A 16,823-nucleotide genomic window follows, 5' to 3' on the forward strand; every position below is an offset into this window, starting at 1 on the left:
ACGTACACTAATAGCATAGACAAAATATGAATGAGGAGGAAGAGCAGATGTTAAAGATTGAAAATATCTCAAAGCGTCTCGGGAAAGAGCAAATTTTAAAAGACGTCAGTTTTGAGGTATCGCCAGGAGAAGTGTTCGGCTTCCTCGGACCGAACGGAGCAGGGAAGACGACGACGATTCGCATCATTACGGGACTACTCGAGCAGGATGCAGGGAAAGTCACGGTCAATGGATTTGATGTCGTAGAAGAGCGTTCGAAAGCGTTGACGCAAATCGGAGCAATCGTTGAGAACCCAGCGTTTTATCCTTATCTGACAGGAAAACAAAACTTAGTTCATGCAAAAAACCTTATTCCAGGACTCGGCCAAGTTGATTATGATGCACTAGCACGACTCGTTGGTCTTGAAGGAAAGCTTTCAAAAAAAATCGGAGAGTACTCACTCGGAATGAAGCAACGACTCGGAATTGCTCGTGCCTTGCTACATAACCCGCGCGTCTTGATCTTAGATGAACCGACGAATGGTCTGGACCCATCCGGGATTGCGGAGCTTCGTGAATATTTACGTCAAATGGCGCGTGAGCAAGATATCGCGATTTTAATTTCAAGCCATATGTTGAGTGAGATGGAACAAATCAGTGATCGTTACGCGATCATCGATCAAGGTGTCATCAAGTCGGTCGAGTCCGTTCGTAATGAAACCGGAGCGAAAATCGCCCTTCGTGTTAATGCAGAAGCAATGACAGATGTACTGGATGCCCTTCGCGTCGCAAACTACCCATCAGAAGTACTCGAGAATAAAATCATTATCACCGCACCGGAAAATGAGTGTCCAGCTATCGCGCGACTCGTCGTACCGATTGCCGATTTACATGAATTGACCGTCAAACGCTTGACGCTCGAGGAACAATTCCTGCAAGTAACGAAAAAAGAGGGGGATTCACATGCTTTCGCTCATACAAAATGAATGGATGAAATGGTGGACGACTAAAAAAGCGAAGATCGTCTTAGCGCTATATGTCGTTATTGCAGTTGGTATTATCATCATTGCAAAGACGAATGATTTTGAGTTCACACGTTATGATTATTATTCATTAACGTTCCTTTTACTGACATCTCTATTAGGAATCATCACGATCGTCTTCACGGCAGAAGCCATCGGGAATGAAGTACGTTATGACACGATGAAACACTTATTAATGAGTCCGTATTCACGAATGACGATTTATTTCTCGAAACTGATCTTTTCGATCTTGATCATGTTGTTCCAATTCGTGTTCATCGCTGCGGTCGTCTACGCAGGCTCATTTGCGTTTTCAGAGGCAGGAGATCCGATTCTGTTCCGCGATACGATCGTCGAAGTTGTCAGTCCGATTTTTACAATATTCATGACGTTATTCTTCTCATTGTTGTTCCGTTCTGTTGGAATGATCATTGGCTTCACCGTACTAGCGCAGTTCTTTACGAGCATTGCGGGTAACTTACTGGTTGGTTTCAAACCAGCAATCGCTAAGTGGATCGTATTTATGCATTTAGACTGGTCAATGTATTTCAAGGATTCTATGACCTATGGTACAAGTGAAGCGATGGGAACAACTTTGACGTTCTCCGCCTTGTTCGTATTGGCTCATATCATCGTCTTGTTAGGTGCATCGATTCTTGTCTTCCAAAGAAAATCATATACGTAAATGAAAGAGCTGCTACTGATAGAAGAATTCATCTATCAATAGCAGCTCTTTTGCAGTATTCAAGAACTTGTTCGTTTAGGTGGACGTGCCGTAATCGGGAACAATCGCTGAAACCATTCGATCAACGGACCGTTCAATAAGAGGAAAATGAATGTTCCGACCCCGATACCGATCAGTTCGCGTTCAATTAGTGAAAAGAGGCAAGCAATCACAAAAGGAATACCGAGGCTGATCGTCGCCCCGAGCGATGTACTTTTAAAACGACTGATGAGTGACTTCATCAAGTAATCCGGTGGCATCAATACGAATCCGATTTGGAGATAGAGTGCGAGTCCAAGTGAAATCAATGGCATGCCGATCAACATGTACACGGCGCGCATCCAAAGTCCTTGTGGTGTGTAAATCAATTGATGGATGGATAAGAAGAAATCAATCGCGGCGCCGAAGAGGACGACGAGTGCAAAACTGAGGACGATCGTCCACCAACTGAATCGACTCCCAAGAGAAAGAGCTGCAATCAAAGCGAGCACATGTAAGACGATGATTGCTAGTCCGACGGTTAACGGTGAGATCGCCGCGACAGCTTCACTCGCTGAAGTCCAAGGTGCACTGCCGATTGAGGCGGTTACCATGAAGCTGTTGCCTAAGGCATTGATAAGAATTGAAAATAAATAGATGATGATCCGTTTTTGCTGACTCATTGACGTGCACAGACGGTAGGACTGCGCGTTCACCTCCTGAAAAGAAATCGTTTCGTTAAGCTATACCCTAATCGTAGCGCTCTTTTCACTTATTTTCATGAAAAGAGCATTGCCTATTCCTTATGTTTCACGACATACTTAGGACACATTACGAATCAGGGGGAGAACGTATGACATATTTTGGACAGAAGATCCTGCCTTCCGTTAGAAAATTAGAAGACTTTGAAAAAATGCTGAAGAGTCCGTATGAATATGGGGTCTTACTCGAAATGCACGTATCACGTCTGAAAGCAGTCTATGAAATGGCACATCGTTACGACAAAAAAATGTTTTTGCACATGGATCTCGTTCAAGGATTAAAAAATGATGAATATGCAACGGAATACGTCTGCCAAGAGTTGAAGCCGTATGGTGTCATTTCGACGAAAGCAAGCGTCATCTTGAAAGCACGTCAAAAAAAGGTCAAGACGATGCAACGCATGTTCTTACTCGATTCCAGTTCACTCGAAAAAAGTTATCAACTCATGGAACGGACGCAACCTGATTACATTGAAGTGTTGCCAGGGTTGATGCCGAAGTACATTCAAGAAGTGAAAGAAAAGACGGGTCGTCTTGTTTTTGCTGGAGGACTCATCGATACGGTCGAGGAAGTTGAACAAGCAATTGAAGCAGGGGCCTCAAGCATCACGACATCGAACAAGGATTTATGGCGGCATTTTGAACCGCGCTCTTAACCGGATTGTGATGAAAATCATTCGGATTGTTTGACAGCGTTTTCACTGGTTGTTATAGTGATATCAAGTTGATACAAAGTGACGGAGAAAAGGGAGATTCACGTGTGAGTTCTGCTTGAAGAAAATTCAAGCAGGAACTGACGTGGATCTCCTTTTTATGTTGCTTTTTTCACATAACCAAAAGGAGGAACACATATGTCACCCATTTTAGCGGAATTTTTAGGCACAGCTTTGCTTGTCGCACTTGGGAACGGTGTTGGTGCAGGCGTTAGTTTGACGAAATCGTTTGCGAAAGATGCAGGCTGGATCGTCATCACGTTTGCATGGGGGTTTGCCGTGGCGATTGCAGCGTATGCCGTCGGTCAATTCAGTGGAGCACACCTTAATCCAGCAGTAACGCTTGGTTTAGCCTTTGACGGTTCATTTGCATGGGCGGACGTACCAGGTTATATCGTCGCTCAAATTGCCGGCGGGATACTTGGTGCAAGTCTTGTTTTCGTCCATTACTTACCACACTGGGCGGAGACGAAAGACCCAGCAACGAAACTCGGCGTCTTTGCGACGTCACCCGCGATTCCACATACATTTGCCAATCTAATGAGTGAAATGATTGCGACATTCTTACTTGTCATCGGGTTGTTGTCGATCGGAGCGAATAAGTTCTCCGATGGTCTAAATCCATTGATCGTCGGTTTCTTGATCGTCAGCCTCGGTATGTCATTCGGAGGCACGACAGGATATGCGATGAATCCGGCGCGGGACCTTGGTCCACGTATCGCTCACTTTATCTTACCGATTCATGGAAAAGGATCATCGAACTGGGGATACTCATGGATTCCGGTTCTCGGACCAGTTCTCGGTGGAAGTCTTGGCGGATTGTTTTATCGTTCGGTCTTCACAGGAAAAGATACACCGGCTTTTTGGATTGTAGGACTTGTGACAATCGTCATATTAGGCTTATGCTATAGATTCGGTGTTCGTCCGAACAAAACAACGTCAGTGGAGTCAAAGTCAGCTTAACTTATTTAGATACAAAAGGATGGGGAAGAGATGGAGAACTACATTTTGTCATTGGATCAGGGAACGACGAGTACACGTGCGATCCTGTTTAATCGTGCCGGCGAGATCGTCCATTCAGCGCAACAGGAATTCACGCAGTATTTTCCGAAACCAGGTTGGGTCGAACACAACGCAAACGAGATTTGGGGAAGTGTCCTTGCTGTCGTGGCGACTTGTCTGACGGAGGCGAACGTAAAGCCATCGCAGATTGCTGGTATTGGAATCACGAATCAACGTGAAACAGCTGTCGTCTGGGAAAAAGAAACAGGGAAACCGATTCACAATGCAGTCGTATGGCAATCGAGACAAACGGCTGAAATCTGTGAAGCCCTTCGAGCAGCCGGTCATGCCGAGCTCTTCCGTGAGAAGACAGGTCTATTGATTGACGCTTATTTCTCTGGTACGAAAGTCAAATGGATTTTAGATCATGTCGAAGGAGCACGGGAACGTGCTGAACGTGGTGAACTGCTGTTCGGTACGATCGATACGTGGCTCATCTGGAAATTATCCGGCGGAAAAGCACATGTGACCGACTATTCGAATGCAAGTCGTACGTTGATGTATAACATTCATGAATTAAAATGGGATGACGAGTTACTCGATATCTTAGATGTACCAAAAGCCATGCTTCCGGAAGTACGACCATCTTCTGAAGTGTACGCAGAGACAGCAGGGTATCACTTCTTCGGAGAAGCGGTTCCGATTGCTGGAGCAGCGGGCGATCAGCAAGCAGCATTGTTTGGTCAAGCGTGTTTTGATACAGGAATGGCGAAGAACACATACGGTACAGGCTGCTTCATGTTGATGAACACAGGCGAAGAGGCTGTAAAATCAGATCACGGATTGTTGACGACGATCGCGTGGGGCGTCGATGGAAAAGTTGAGTATGCCTTAGAAGGAAGTATCTTCGTCGCAGGATCTGCGATTCAATGGTTACGTGACGGCTTACGTCTCATTGATGATGCCAAAGAATCAGAAGGATACGCTACACGCGTCACGTCTTCAGACGGTGTCTACGTCGTACCGGCATTCGTTGGTCTTGGCACACCTTACTGGGATTCAGACGTTCGTGGTGCCGTCTTCGGTTTGACACGTGGTACGGAAAAAGAACATTTCATCCGCGCGACACTTGAATCACTCGCTTATCAGACACGTGACGTCTTATCGGCGATGGAGCAAGATTCAGGGATTGAGATGAAAACACTTCGCGTTGACGGTGGAGCGGTTAAGAACGATTTCTTGATGCAATTCCAAGGTGATATCATTCAAGCACCAGTTGAGCGTCCGGAAATCAATGAAACGACGGCGTTAGGCGCAGCGTACCTTGCAGGTCTTGCTGTCGGATTCTTTGAGAACCGTGAACAGATCGCGACGCAATGGAAAAAAGAACGTCGCTTCGAGCCAAGCATGGCGAAAGAAGAGACGGATGCGCTCTATGGTGGATGGCAAAAAGCTGTTCAAGCTACGATGTTGTTCAAATGATGTGAGATATGTTATAGTAAGGTCAAGTTAATAAATCGGTCGGAGAATATGGAGAGACCACAGCAGCAGTTGACATAGTCAGCGTGTTTGTTGTGGTCTCTTTTTTTTCGAACCTAAACAGGAGGAACTATTCATGGCTAACCAACCATTCTCAAGCAAAAACCGTGCAGATGTCTACAATCGATTAACACGTGAAGAACTCGATCTACTCGTCGTAGGTGGCGGTATCACAGGTGCGGGGATCGCCCTCGATGCGGCGTCACGCGGTATGAAGATTGGCCTCGTCGAAATGCAGGATTTCGCGTCCGGTACGTCTAGTCGTTCAACGAAATTAGTCCATGGTGGTCTACGTTATTTAAAACAATTCGAAGTTCAAATGGTCGCGGAAGTCGGTAAAGAACGTGCGATCGTTTACGAAAACGGACCACATGTCACGACACCAGAGTGGATGTTGCTTCCGATGCATAAAGGTGGTACGTTCGGACCATTCAGTACGTCGATCGGTCTTCGTGTCTATGACTTCTTAGCAGGTGTTAAACGTTCTGAGTGGCGTTCGATGTTATCTGCGAAAGAAACATTGGCAAAAGAACCACTCGTCAAACAACAAGGTCTTAAAGGTGGCGGATACTACGTCGAGTACCGTACGGATGACGCCCGTCTAACAATCGAAGTCATGAAAGAAGCGGTTGAACACGGTGCACGTGTCGTCAACTATACAAAAGCAGAAGAAATCATCTATGATGCTGGGAAAGTCGTTGGCATGCGTGTGACGGATCTTTTGACAGGTGACGTGCATGAAATCCGTGCGAAAAAAGTCGTCAACGCGACAGGTCCATGGGTCGATGAATTACGTGAAAAAGATGGCTCTAAAGTCGGGAAACAACTTCGTTTGACAAAAGGTGTCCACGTCGTCATCGATCAATCGAAATTCCCACTCAAACAAGCGGTCTACTTCGATACACCAGACGGTCGGATGATCTTCGCGATTCCACGTGATGGAAAAGCATACGTGGGTACGACAGATACGTTCTTCGATAAAGATACAGCACATCCGAAGTTCACAGTCGAAGACCAAGACTACGTCCTAGACGCGATTCACTATATGTTCCCAGAGGTTAAAGTGACAGCGGAAGACGTAGAATCAAGCTGGGCTGGTGTACGTCCATTGATTTATGAAGAAGGAAAAGATCCTTCTGAAATTTCTCGTAAAGATGAAGTTTGGCAATCTGAGTCAGGTCTCATCACGATTGCTGGTGGGAAATTGACTGGATACCGTAAAATGGGCGAGCACGTCGTTGATCTCGTCGCTAAACTTTTGAAAAAAGAAGAAAACGTCGCATACGCACGTTGCTCGACAAAAAACATGCCAATGTCTGGTGGACACGTCGGCGGAGCAAAAGGATTTGCTGAATTCCTTAAAGCTCAAACAGCAACGAATGGTCTAACGACAGAAGAAGTTCAATTCCTTGCAAAACGCTACGGTTCGAACTTACCGAAAGTACTTGAATATGCAGCAGCATACGATGCGGCAACGACAGCTCTTCCACGTTCTGTCTATGCACAACTCCACTACAGCATCGAACATGAAATGGTCGCTCGTCCAATCGACTTCTTCATCCGTCGTACAGGTGCTGTCTTCTTCGACATCGCGTGGGCTCGTGCTCACAAAGACGCGGTCATCGAAGAGATGAAAACTGTCTTGAACTGGACTGCAGAACAAACAGCTGCTTACACGAAAGAACTCGATATCGAAATCGAAGATGCAGCGCATGCACTCGTGACAGAATAAGTTTTAAAATGGTAAAGAACCAAGATGCAATGTCTTGGTTCTTTTTTGTATGAAGTCAAGGAGGTCTTGGGCGGAAAGATTGCAACTCTGCCTAGAGGCGACTATGCTTAAAGTATGATATCGCACAAAAAGGAGAGAACACAGATGAAAGTAGAAGTATGGTCGGATTATGCATGTCCGTTTTGTTATATTGGGAAGCGTCGCCTAGAACAAGCGATTGCGAATGAAAAGTTGGATGTCGAGGTCGAATTTAAAAGCTTTGAACTCGATCCAGATGCACCAGCAGTACCAACGCAAGGATTATACGAAATTCTTGCTTCAAAATATGGAACGACTCTCGAGCAAGCACGGAATATGTCGCAAGGTGTCGTTGATACGGCACGTCAGGAAGGCTTGCACTATGAGATGGATCGTGTCATCCCAGCCAATACATTCGAGGCTCATCGCCTGACTCAATTCGCTAAAAAACATGGTAAGATGAATGCAGTATCAGAAGCCTTGTTCACAGCGTATTTCATGAATGGAGAAGATTTAAATGACCCAACCATTCTGACACGGATTGCAGTAGATGCTGGACTTGCTGAAGCAGACGTCACAGCGTTTCTCGCTTCAGAAGAACTGGCGACAGATGTTCGAGAAGAAGAAGCAATGGCGCAACAACTCGGTGTTCGTGGTGTACCGTTCTTCGTCTTCGACCGGAAATATGCCATTTCAGGCGCACAACCAGTAGAGGCATTCGAACAAGTCTTCGCGAAAATTCGCCAAGAACAAACACTTGAAGTCATCGCTGAAGGTGACGCATGTGGTGTTGACGGCTGTAACTGATCAATTATGATTCCATCACAAAGGAGCACGAAACCCTTATGAAATTCATCTTCCATCCTGAGATTCGCGATGCGCGAATCAATCTCGCTGTTGAAGAATTCATCTTGAACAACCTGAACGTCAATGAAGAAGACTACTTCTTGTTTTATATCAACGGTCCGTCGATCATCGTCGGAAAAAACCAGAACACGAACGAAGAAGTCAATCTGAAGTATGTTGAGGAAAACGGCATCCACGTCGTCCGTCGTCTTTCCGGTGGTGGCGCTGTGTATCATGACGAAGGAAACTTGAACTTCAGTTTCTTGACGAAAGATGACGGAGATTCGTTTAACAACTATAAAAAGTTCACGGAGCCGGTTGTACAAGCGTTGCATAAACTCGGTGTCGAAGCGGAGTTATCCGGACGAAACGATATTCATGTCGGAAGCCGGAAAATCAGTGGGAATGCCCAGTTCACGACTAAAGGGCGGATGTTTAGTCACGGGACACTGATGCTCGATTCAAACATTGAAGAAGTCGTCAATGCGCTTGTCGTCAGTGAAGAGAAGATGCGCTCTAAAGGCATTAAATCAGTCCGGAGCCGTGTCGCGAATATTTCGGAATTTCTGTCAGAACCATTGACGATGGAACAATTCGTCGATCATCTCCTTGCTTCGATCTATGAAGGGAAAGAGATTGAACGGTATATCTTAACAGAAGAGGACTGGGATAAAGTACGTGCCATCTCGGCAGAACGTTATGGCAACTGGGAGTGGAATTTCGGAAAATCGCCGAAATTCGATGTCATTCATAAAAAACGTTTCCCGATCGGGACGATTGATTTCCGATTGAACGTTAAAAAAGGCATCATTGAAGAAGCGAAGATCTACGGCGACTTCTTTGGTGTCGAAGATGCGGAAGAAATCGCACGGGCGCTCGAAGGTTCACGTTATGACCGTGCGTCTCTTCGCGAAGTGCTCGGTCGATATGAATTGAAAAAATATTTCGGGGCTGTCGAACTTGATGAGGTCCTAGACGTTTTAGCGTAAGTCTTTATGGGAAAACTCCTTCTATCAACTGCATAGGGGGAGTTTTTTTCATGGGCTATAATAAAGATAATTTTTTAGAAGGTTCGTTGACGGACTTTATTGATTTTGAACGGATTTCAGAAGGGTTACCAAAAACGGAGGATCAACAACCGTTACCATATTATGAACGTTATGATTATAAGGCAGCAGGTAAACTGGAAGGAAAAGTAGCAATCGTTACAGGCGGAAACTCTGGGATTGGACGCGCTGTCTCGATTGCTTATGTCCGGGAAGGTGCAAAAGTCGTCATCGCTTTCTACGGTGATCAAGAGGGCGCGGAAGAAACAAAAGCACGTCTCGAGGAACTAGGAGGCGAAGTCCTGCTCTCTCAAGGGGATATCGGAGATGCGGAGTACTGTGAAACACTCGTCCAAAAAACAATCGATCGTTTTGGTCGCCTAGATATCGTCGTCAATAATGCGAGCATGCAAAAACCTGAAGATAGTCTGAAGGACATTACGGACGAGTCGATGGAAAAGACGTTCAAGACGAATATCTTCGGAATGATGCGTCTTGCACGTGCCGCGCTACCGCACCTTTCACTCGGTTCTGCCATCATCAATACAACATCGTCGACGGCATACGAAGGGAACGCGCTTTTAATTGACTATTCTGCGACGAAGGGAGCCATCGTCAGCTTCACGCGGAGTCTTTCAATGAACTTAGCGAAAGAAGGAATTCGTGTTAATGCCGTCGCACCAGGCCCAATCTGGACGCCGCTCATCACAGAAACGTTCCCACATGAATCGGTCAAGACATTCGGGAAGAATACACCGATGGATCGTCCGGGACAGCCAGCTGAAATGGCATCGGCATATGTCTTCTTAGCGTGTAATGATTCAAGTTATATGACAGGACAAGTTCTTCATTTAAACGGTGGCGTCATCGTCAACGGTTAAAAAGAAACTCGGTGAAAACGTTTCCAAAAAGTGTTACACTATCCATACGGTCGCTTTTGACTACGTATGGATTTTTTTTACGCAAAAAATGAATAGTCATTCATTCGAAAGGGGAATTTTGCTCATGCTAGGATTGATTCAATCCGTCGAAGAAACCGCTCGAACACATCCGGACTCAACCGCGTATGTGTTTGAGGACACGCAAGTCAGCTATCGTGAGTTCGTCGAGAAGTTTCACCGGGCAGCCGGTGCGCTTGAAGCGAACGGAATCCGAAAAGGCGATCATGTCGCGCTGATCTTAGGGAATAGCCCAGCATTCCTAGTGGCATATTACGCCATCATGAAACAAGGGGCAATCGCGATTCCAATCAACCCTACATATACACCGGATGAGATCGGGTATATCCTGATGAACGGTGATGTGAAGGGGATTTTAGGCATTGCGCCGCTCGTCGAAGCTGCAAAAGATCGTCTCGTGCATTTACCGAATCTCAAGATTGTTGTCTCTGTTCCTTACGCGGATCAAGAAGGACCGAACGAAACACATCAACAAGTGACGTTCATCACGCTCGATCGTTGGCTCGAAATCGAACATCCCTTGACAGAAGTGACGAATGAACTGGACGACATCGCTGTCATTCTCTATACGAGTGGAACGACAGGAAAACCAAAAGGTGCGATGTTATCCCACCGTAATCTGACATCAAATGCGCGCTCGATTGGAGATTATCTACATGTATCTAGTAGCGATCGAACACTTGCTGTGTTACCGATGTTCCATGTCTTTTGTTTGACGGTCGTCGTCAATGCTTCACTCGCACATGGAGCGTCAATCATCATTGCTTCACGTTTTTCACCACAGGAGACGTTCGAGTTAGCGAAAAAAGAACAGGTGACAATCTTCGCGGGAGTGCCAACGATGTATAATTTCTTACTTCAAACCGTGAAGGCCCATCCAGAATATGCGACCTATTTTGAATCAACACGTTTGTTCGTCTCAGGGGGAGCGAGTCTTCCAGTGCCGCTTCTTGAAGCGTTTGATCGGACATTCCAGTGTCATATCCTCGAAGGATACGGTTTATCGGAAGCCTCACCTGTTACTTGTTTTAACCCAGTCAATGGTATTCAGAAACCAGGATCGATTGGTACGTCGATCGTCGATGTTGAAAACAAAGTCGTTGATGAACTTGGACAGGAATTACCAGATGGTCAAGTCGGAGAATTGATCGTTCGGGGACCAAACGTCATGACGGGTTATTACAAGATGCCGGAAGAGTCGCAAGCGACGTTACGCGATGGCTGGCTGTATACGGGTGATTTAGCTCGTCGAGATGAAGACGGGTATTTCTATATCGTCGATCGCAAAAAAGATATGATCATCGTCGGTGGTTACAATGTCTACCCGCGTGAAGTCGAAGAAGTCCTTTACCAACATCCGAACGTCATTGAAGCCGCCGTCATCGGCATACCGGATGAGGAGATGGGCGAAGCCGTCAAAGCATTCGTTGTTGCTCGTGAAACGATGACGGAAGAGGAAACGCAGGCATTCTGTGCTACATCACTCGCGAAATATAAATGTCCGACACAGATTGAGTTCATTGATCAATTACCTCGTAATACGACCGGGAAGATTTTACGGACCGTGTTGAAGAAACAACCGACGAATTCATGACTGTCTCAAGAACTTCAGGTTTCTGAAGTTCTTTTTCTGTGCATAGACAAGAAGGAGGGGATACGAATGAATATCGCATTGATTGCACATGATGAGAAAAAGGATGAGATGATGGGCTTTACACGGGCTTACGCCGCATTCTTTAAGAAAAATACATTATACGCGACAGGAACGACCGGACAACGGATCATGGAAGCAACCGATCTGCACGTCCATCGCTGTAAGTCAGGTCCACTCGGCGGGGATCAGGAAATCGGAGCGCTTGTAGCACAAGGAAAAATCGATATCGTGATTTTTTTACGGGATCCACTGACGGCGCAACCACATGAACCGGACGTCTCGGCACTCATTCGATTATGCGACGTATACGATCTGCCGCTTGCGACGAATGTTGGAACTGCTGAAATTTTAATCAATGGACTCGAACAAGGTCAATTTGATTGGAAAGAAATTATCCGAAAACGTCATGAATTGGAACAACAAAAGTTTTTAGACGATTAATTTCATGAGAACGCTTCTCATTTTCGTTTGAGCATGCTATAGTCAGTTTGAGGATGATACTGATTATCAATTGCGATGGAAAAGGTGGCGAAGAAAATGGAGATTCTATTAATGACGGGTGTAACGGTATTGCTAGGAGGCGGCGTTGGATTTTTGACGCACGTCGTAAAAATGGAACGTCGTCAACAGGCAACACCTGTGACTTCAAAGAACGAGCAAGTAGCGTATCCAGCGCTCCGTCTCGTCAAATAATAGAAAATTTATGACTTCGCCTTTCTTTTCTTTTGAAAAGAAAGGTTTTTTTGAATTATTATCCACTCTCCCATAATTTTGCGGAATTCCTTTGATACACTGAAACAAAGCACATTAGTCGAGGAGTGAGAGCCATGCATACAATCTATTTAGTTGATGATGAAGTGAACTTGAATCGTGTACTCGTGAAATATTTGGAGCAAGAAGGATGGCAGGTGAAATCCTTTACGTCTGGTGAGGCAGCAGCCTCTGCCATCGTTGAAAAGCCTGACTTATGGATTTTAGACATCATGCTACCGGATATGGATGGTTTTCAATTGATTAAGCGGATCAAGGCACATGATGAGACGACACCTGTCATCTTCATCTCGGCTCGTGATGAGGACATCGATAAAATCATTGGTCTTGAGATGGGGTCGGACGATTACATCGCAAAACCGTTCCTTCCGCGAGAACTCGTCATCCGCGTCAAAAAGATATTGGCACGAACGTATGCGACACCAAAAAGTGGTGTCATCCAATACGGTGATTATATGATTTATCCAGAGAAACGAATCATCGAAGAGAATGGTCAAGAAATCGATTTGACGTCGAAAGAATACGATCTATTGATTTTATTCGCCACACAAATTGGGACGCCGATGTCACGCGAGCAGATTCTCGTCAGCGTCTGGGGTGACGATTATTTCGGTTCAGACCGAGTCGTCGATGATCTCGTTCGTCGCGTCCGTAAAAAATTATCGAAGCTTGAGCTCGAAACGATTTACGGTATCGGTTATCGCTTGGTGTCTGCATGAAAAACCGCAGTCTTGGATTCCAGATTTGGGCGATGTTTCTGCTCGTCATCGTCACGCTTTCTGCGGTCATTCTCTTGGTCATCCGGTCATCGATCGGAAATTTCATCGATGAACAGGTCTATGCGACACTTGAGAATAGCGAAGTCTTCTTCTCGAAGGACGCTTCCGTCATCGAGATGCTTCAAGATAATCCGATTGAATTCGACCGCCGGAAACAGGAGTCCCGTTCTGTGAATATCCTACTTCTTTCTAAAAACGGGAAGCTCTATTACGGTGGAGCGCCACAACAGCTGATCAATCAGATGTACCGTGATGCGATTGATCAAAAAACAGTTACGGCAAAGTATACGACGCGTCTTGATAAAGAAGATGTCTACTACAGTATTCGAAAAATCGAGGATAGTGGTGAAACGTACTATCGTGTCTCCTATGTTTGGGATGCGTATCGACAAGAACTGATTACGCAGTTATTCTCGAAAATCGGATTCGTCGTCATCATCGGAAGTATCTTTACGCTATTCATTGCGTTTTGGTTAGCACGACGTTTGACACAACCACTCGTTGAAATCGAGGGAGCGGTCGGTAAAATCGCGGCTCAAAAATGGGATACACCACTTCCGCTTGACCGCGGGGATGAAATCGGACGACTCGCACGATCCGTCGATGCGATGCGGATGGATCTTGAAAAGCAGGATAAGGCACAAAAATCATTACTTCAAAACATCTCCCATGATTTGAAAACGCCAATCATGGTTATTCGAAGTTATGCCCAGTCCATCTCAGACGGGATTTATCCAGATGGTGATTTGACCGGATCCGTATCCGTCATTGATGAAGAGGCGGAGCGGTTAGAGAAAAAAGTCGCGGCTCTACTTTATGTCACGAAGCTCGACTATTTCGAGCTCGATCGTTCGACCTGGGACAATGTTGACATCGACCGGATGGTGCATCTGTTGAAAAATCGCTTTTCTGGAACGAAGTCACTGGAATGGCATGTCAGCGGAGAAGCAGGAATTGTTCTTGGTGAAGGAGAGCAGTTACGTGTTGCGCTCGAAAATGTCATGGATAATGCGATTCGTTATGCCGAAACACGAATCGATATCCGATTGTCCGGAACAGCGGATCAGGTTCATATCGAAATCGAAAATGATGGACCACCGCTTGACGCCTCCTCGCCACTGTTCCATCAATTCTCACGTGGCAAGGAAGGGAAGTTTGGGCTTGGTCTCTATATCGTCAAACGGATCGTCGAGCGTCATGATGGAACGGTCGCAATCGAAAATCGCTCTGCGGGAAATGGAGTCGGAAAAGTTTGTGTGATTTTTAATTTCCCTCGTCATTTCATTGAGCAAGAGGAAAAAAATCCGAAAGAATTTTAAAAACGGGATCTTAGGATCTCGTTTTTTTCATTAGGAAATAATCGTTACGTTCATGCAAAGTAAAAGGAAGTTTGATATAACCAATATAATCCAGGAAGGGAGCGAAGGAGATGTCATACCCAATCACGGAAGAAACGTTAGCCTTGATCCCGCGATACGGTCAATACGGTGAACCCCAGACACTCGTCATCAAGGAGCATTCTGAAAGCATTTTAGACGGTCATCCCATTAAGTTGATTGAAGAATCCTGTTTGTATTTTGGTTCGTCGATGCGTGGAAGAATTGAAGCAGCGCGGCATATTCTTGGTCCGAACCGAAAGACACCTGTTTTAGTGGATTGGCAAGCACAAACGATTTTCTTTCCGACGACCGCAAAAGAAAAGGCGGAATGTATTTGGATTAATTTTAAACAGATGAAGACTGTCCAGAAAAAATCGGGTAAAGTACAAGTCGAATTTCAGACAGGGCAATGTATCGATACCGATGCATCTGCGTACAGCATCGAGCGACAACGGATTAAAACGCTGGAACTGGCGTATGAAATGCAACGTCGTTTTCAGTTACCGGAGTTTAAGAATCGGTGAAAAGTGGAAACACATAACAGGAATCTTACTTACGTAAGGAGAAACAGTAGAGAGAGAAATCATAGGGAGGTGAAGCGGTAACTTTTACCGCGACACGATGAATGAATCATACGAATGGTTAAATCGCCGAAAATTACAGCCTGGATTTGGTGCGACTGGAGGCAGACGTTTTATCAGTTCCCGCATCGTACGTCCGGAAAATACACCGGGTAAACGAATCAAAGGAATTAAAAGGGCACGACAATTAGTCGTCGATGATGCTGGAAATCGCCGTTGGGTCACGAAACGCATCGTCGTGACGGATGCTGCGAAACACGTCACGATGAACCGTCGGACATCTATCGCCTTGAAGGAGACGAATGAGTCGCGCCTTGAGCAAGTCAAACAAAAACTAGCATCTAACAAAAAGGTCTTATTACCGATCTTGGCGGCAACAGGGATCGCTGTCGCAGGTGGCGTTCTTGCTTATGTTCTTCGTCGGAAGAAAAAACAATCTGATCAATAAAAAATAAGCCGTTCTCCAATCGGAGGATGGCTTATTTCATGCATTATAAGAATCGTTTTCGTAAAGAAGTCGAGAGTGCTTTGTCTGCGATTTCTTCTAGTTCCGTCAAGTTTGTCGGATCAAAGCTATCATTGTAGAAACGACCTACGAAGTCGACACGATCGTAATCGAGTTCCTTGAAAATCAAGTGTTTATGGTCGTCATAAAAAACGACACGATAGTAATCAGATCCACGTTCAAGTGTTACGAGACCTTTGATATGATCCAATTTTTTTTGTTCTTCGGTTTGCTCTTCCTCGAGCGTGTCATCCTCGTTCGTCGATGCTTCTGCTTGCTCGATCGCATTCTTTACGAGTTCAGGTCGTTGTTCTTGTTCTTCCGTCATGTTTTATCGCCTCCAATTATTATTTTACATGGAAATGGACAGATGAGAAAGAAAAATCCCTCAGTCCATCTGGTGTGCTTCACAAACGCGTAGTACATTCATCGCGCCAATTCGTAATCGCTCGAGTAGTTGGAGTCGTGCTTCTTCATTTGGAATCGTATCAAGAGAAGCTACTTCCATCAGTTCCAACCAACGGATGGCATGTTCTTTTTGAATCGGTAATAACCGGTGAATCATCGCTAAACTCGCCGGCGGTTGATCCGGGTCGCGCGGTCCTCCTGTCAATTGGGTCAAGAAGACGAGTTGTGCCTGTTCGACACGTTGTCGATCTTCAGGGAATAACGGTCGCAACAGTGAATCATGGTAGACTTGATGATAGAACGAGCGAACCAAGGATGTGAGTATATGCTCGCCTCCGATGGTTTCGTAAAGTGACAAGAAGCATCACCTGCCTTACATAGGATGTGTCCTGATTATAGCAAATTTATACTTAGAAGGCATGCGCC

Annotated in this window: 19 protein-coding genes; 16 read left to right on the top strand and 3 right to left on the bottom strand. The window is 45.5% G+C overall.

What is annotated here, in order from left to right:
- Positions 1-47: 47 nt before the first annotated feature.
- Positions 48-965 (top strand): ABC transporter ATP-binding protein, encoded by a 918-nt coding sequence (locus ACZGCQ_RS00320; RefSeq protein WP_481265058.1) that lies wholly within the window; start codon positions 48-50, stop codon positions 963-965.
- Positions 943-1,686, top strand: coding sequence for an ABC transporter permease (locus ACZGCQ_RS00325; protein ID WP_481265059.1), 744 nt, complete (start codon positions 943-945; stop codon positions 1,684-1,686). Before ACZGCQ_RS00320 ends, ACZGCQ_RS00325 begins: the two co-directional genes overlap by 23 nt.
- Positions 1,687-1,745: 59 nt before the next feature.
- On the opposite strand, the gene ACZGCQ_RS00330 is transcribed toward ACZGCQ_RS00325, so the two are convergent.
- Positions 1,746-2,387, bottom strand: coding sequence for a YczE/YyaS/YitT family protein (locus ACZGCQ_RS00330; protein WP_336798490.1), 642 nt, complete (start codon positions 2,385-2,387; stop codon positions 1,746-1,748).
- Between the two features lie 170 nt (positions 2,388-2,557).
- Between ACZGCQ_RS00330 and ACZGCQ_RS00335 the strand changes: the two genes are divergently transcribed.
- From ACZGCQ_RS00335 to ACZGCQ_RS00400, 14 genes are all read left to right on the top strand, one after another.
- Positions 2,558-3,121, top strand: coding sequence for a glycerol-3-phosphate responsive antiterminator (locus ACZGCQ_RS00335; RefSeq protein ID WP_023467370.1), 564 nt, complete (start codon positions 2,558-2,560; stop codon positions 3,119-3,121).
- Between the two features lie 195 nt (positions 3,122-3,316).
- Positions 3,317-4,141, top strand: coding sequence for an MIP/aquaporin family protein (locus ACZGCQ_RS00340; RefSeq protein WP_023467371.1), 825 nt, complete (start codon positions 3,317-3,319; stop codon positions 4,139-4,141).
- A gap of 30 nt (positions 4,142-4,171) precedes the next feature.
- Positions 4,172-5,662, top strand: coding sequence for a glycerol kinase GlpK (gene glpK, locus ACZGCQ_RS00345; protein ID WP_214857027.1), 1,491 nt, complete (start codon positions 4,172-4,174; stop codon positions 5,660-5,662).
- Positions 5,663-5,795: 133 nt separating this feature from the next.
- A complete protein-coding gene (locus ACZGCQ_RS00350) occupies positions 5,796-7,451 on the top strand; it encodes a glycerol-3-phosphate dehydrogenase/oxidase (RefSeq protein ID WP_481265060.1) in 1,656 nt (551 codons plus the stop codon).
- Between the two features lie 144 nt (positions 7,452-7,595).
- Positions 7,596-8,276, top strand: coding sequence for a DsbA family oxidoreductase (locus tag ACZGCQ_RS00355; RefSeq protein ID WP_029340957.1), 681 nt, complete (start codon positions 7,596-7,598; stop codon positions 8,274-8,276).
- Between the two features lie 38 nt (positions 8,277-8,314).
- Positions 8,315-9,304, top strand: a complete 990-nt coding sequence (lplA, locus tag ACZGCQ_RS00360; protein WP_023467375.1) for a lipoate--protein ligase — start codon at positions 8,315-8,317, stop codon at positions 9,302-9,304.
- A 50-nt stretch (positions 9,305-9,354) separates the two neighbouring features.
- The gene (locus tag ACZGCQ_RS00365) at positions 9,355-10,242 is read left to right on the top strand and encodes an SDR family oxidoreductase (protein ID WP_481265061.1); all 888 of its coding nucleotides are present in this window, start codon (positions 9,355-9,357) and stop codon (positions 10,240-10,242) included.
- Positions 10,243-10,366: 124 nt separating this feature from the next.
- Positions 10,367-11,914, top strand: coding sequence for a fatty acid--CoA ligase family protein (locus tag ACZGCQ_RS00370; protein ID WP_481265062.1), 1,548 nt, complete (start codon positions 10,367-10,369; stop codon positions 11,912-11,914).
- A 66-nt stretch (positions 11,915-11,980) separates the two neighbouring features.
- On the top strand, positions 11,981-12,415 hold the full coding sequence (mgsA, locus tag ACZGCQ_RS00375) for a methylglyoxal synthase (protein WP_023467379.1): 435 nt from the start codon (positions 11,981-11,983) through the stop codon (positions 12,413-12,415).
- A 96-nt stretch (positions 12,416-12,511) separates the two neighbouring features.
- Entirely contained in the window at positions 12,512-12,667 is a 156-nt protein-coding gene (locus ACZGCQ_RS00380; protein ID WP_023467380.1) for a hypothetical protein, read from the top strand.
- Between the two features lie 134 nt (positions 12,668-12,801).
- Positions 12,802-13,464, top strand: coding sequence for a response regulator transcription factor (locus tag ACZGCQ_RS00385; RefSeq protein WP_023467381.1), 663 nt, complete (start codon positions 12,802-12,804; stop codon positions 13,462-13,464).
- Entirely contained in the window at positions 13,461-14,843 is a 1,383-nt protein-coding gene (locus ACZGCQ_RS00390) for a HAMP domain-containing sensor histidine kinase (protein ID WP_481265063.1), read from the top strand. The genes ACZGCQ_RS00385 and ACZGCQ_RS00390 overlap by 4 nt, the downstream gene beginning before the upstream one ends.
- Positions 14,844-14,953: 110 nt before the next feature.
- A complete protein-coding gene (locus tag ACZGCQ_RS00395; RefSeq protein WP_029340962.1) occupies positions 14,954-15,427 on the top strand; it encodes a competence protein ComK in 474 nt (157 codons plus the stop codon).
- Between the two features lie 97 nt (positions 15,428-15,524).
- Positions 15,525-15,932, top strand: coding sequence for a hypothetical protein (locus ACZGCQ_RS00400; protein WP_023467385.1), 408 nt, complete (start codon positions 15,525-15,527; stop codon positions 15,930-15,932).
- A 43-nt stretch (positions 15,933-15,975) separates the two neighbouring features.
- Here ACZGCQ_RS00400 and ACZGCQ_RS00405 read toward each other — a convergent pair whose 3' ends face one another.
- Together ACZGCQ_RS00405 and ACZGCQ_RS00410 are read right to left on the bottom strand one after the other, a co-directional pair.
- The gene (locus ACZGCQ_RS00405) at positions 15,976-16,317 is read right to left on the bottom strand and encodes a hypothetical protein (RefSeq protein ID WP_029340963.1); all 342 of its coding nucleotides are present in this window, start codon (positions 16,315-16,317) and stop codon (positions 15,976-15,978) included.
- A 60-nt stretch (positions 16,318-16,377) separates the two neighbouring features.
- Entirely contained in the window at positions 16,378-16,755 is a 378-nt protein-coding gene (locus tag ACZGCQ_RS00410) for a truncated hemoglobin (RefSeq protein WP_481265064.1), read from the bottom strand.
- Positions 16,756-16,823: the final 68 nt, after the last annotated feature.

The sequence above is a fragment of the Exiguobacterium sp. HSB13 genome (assembly GCF_056764755.1).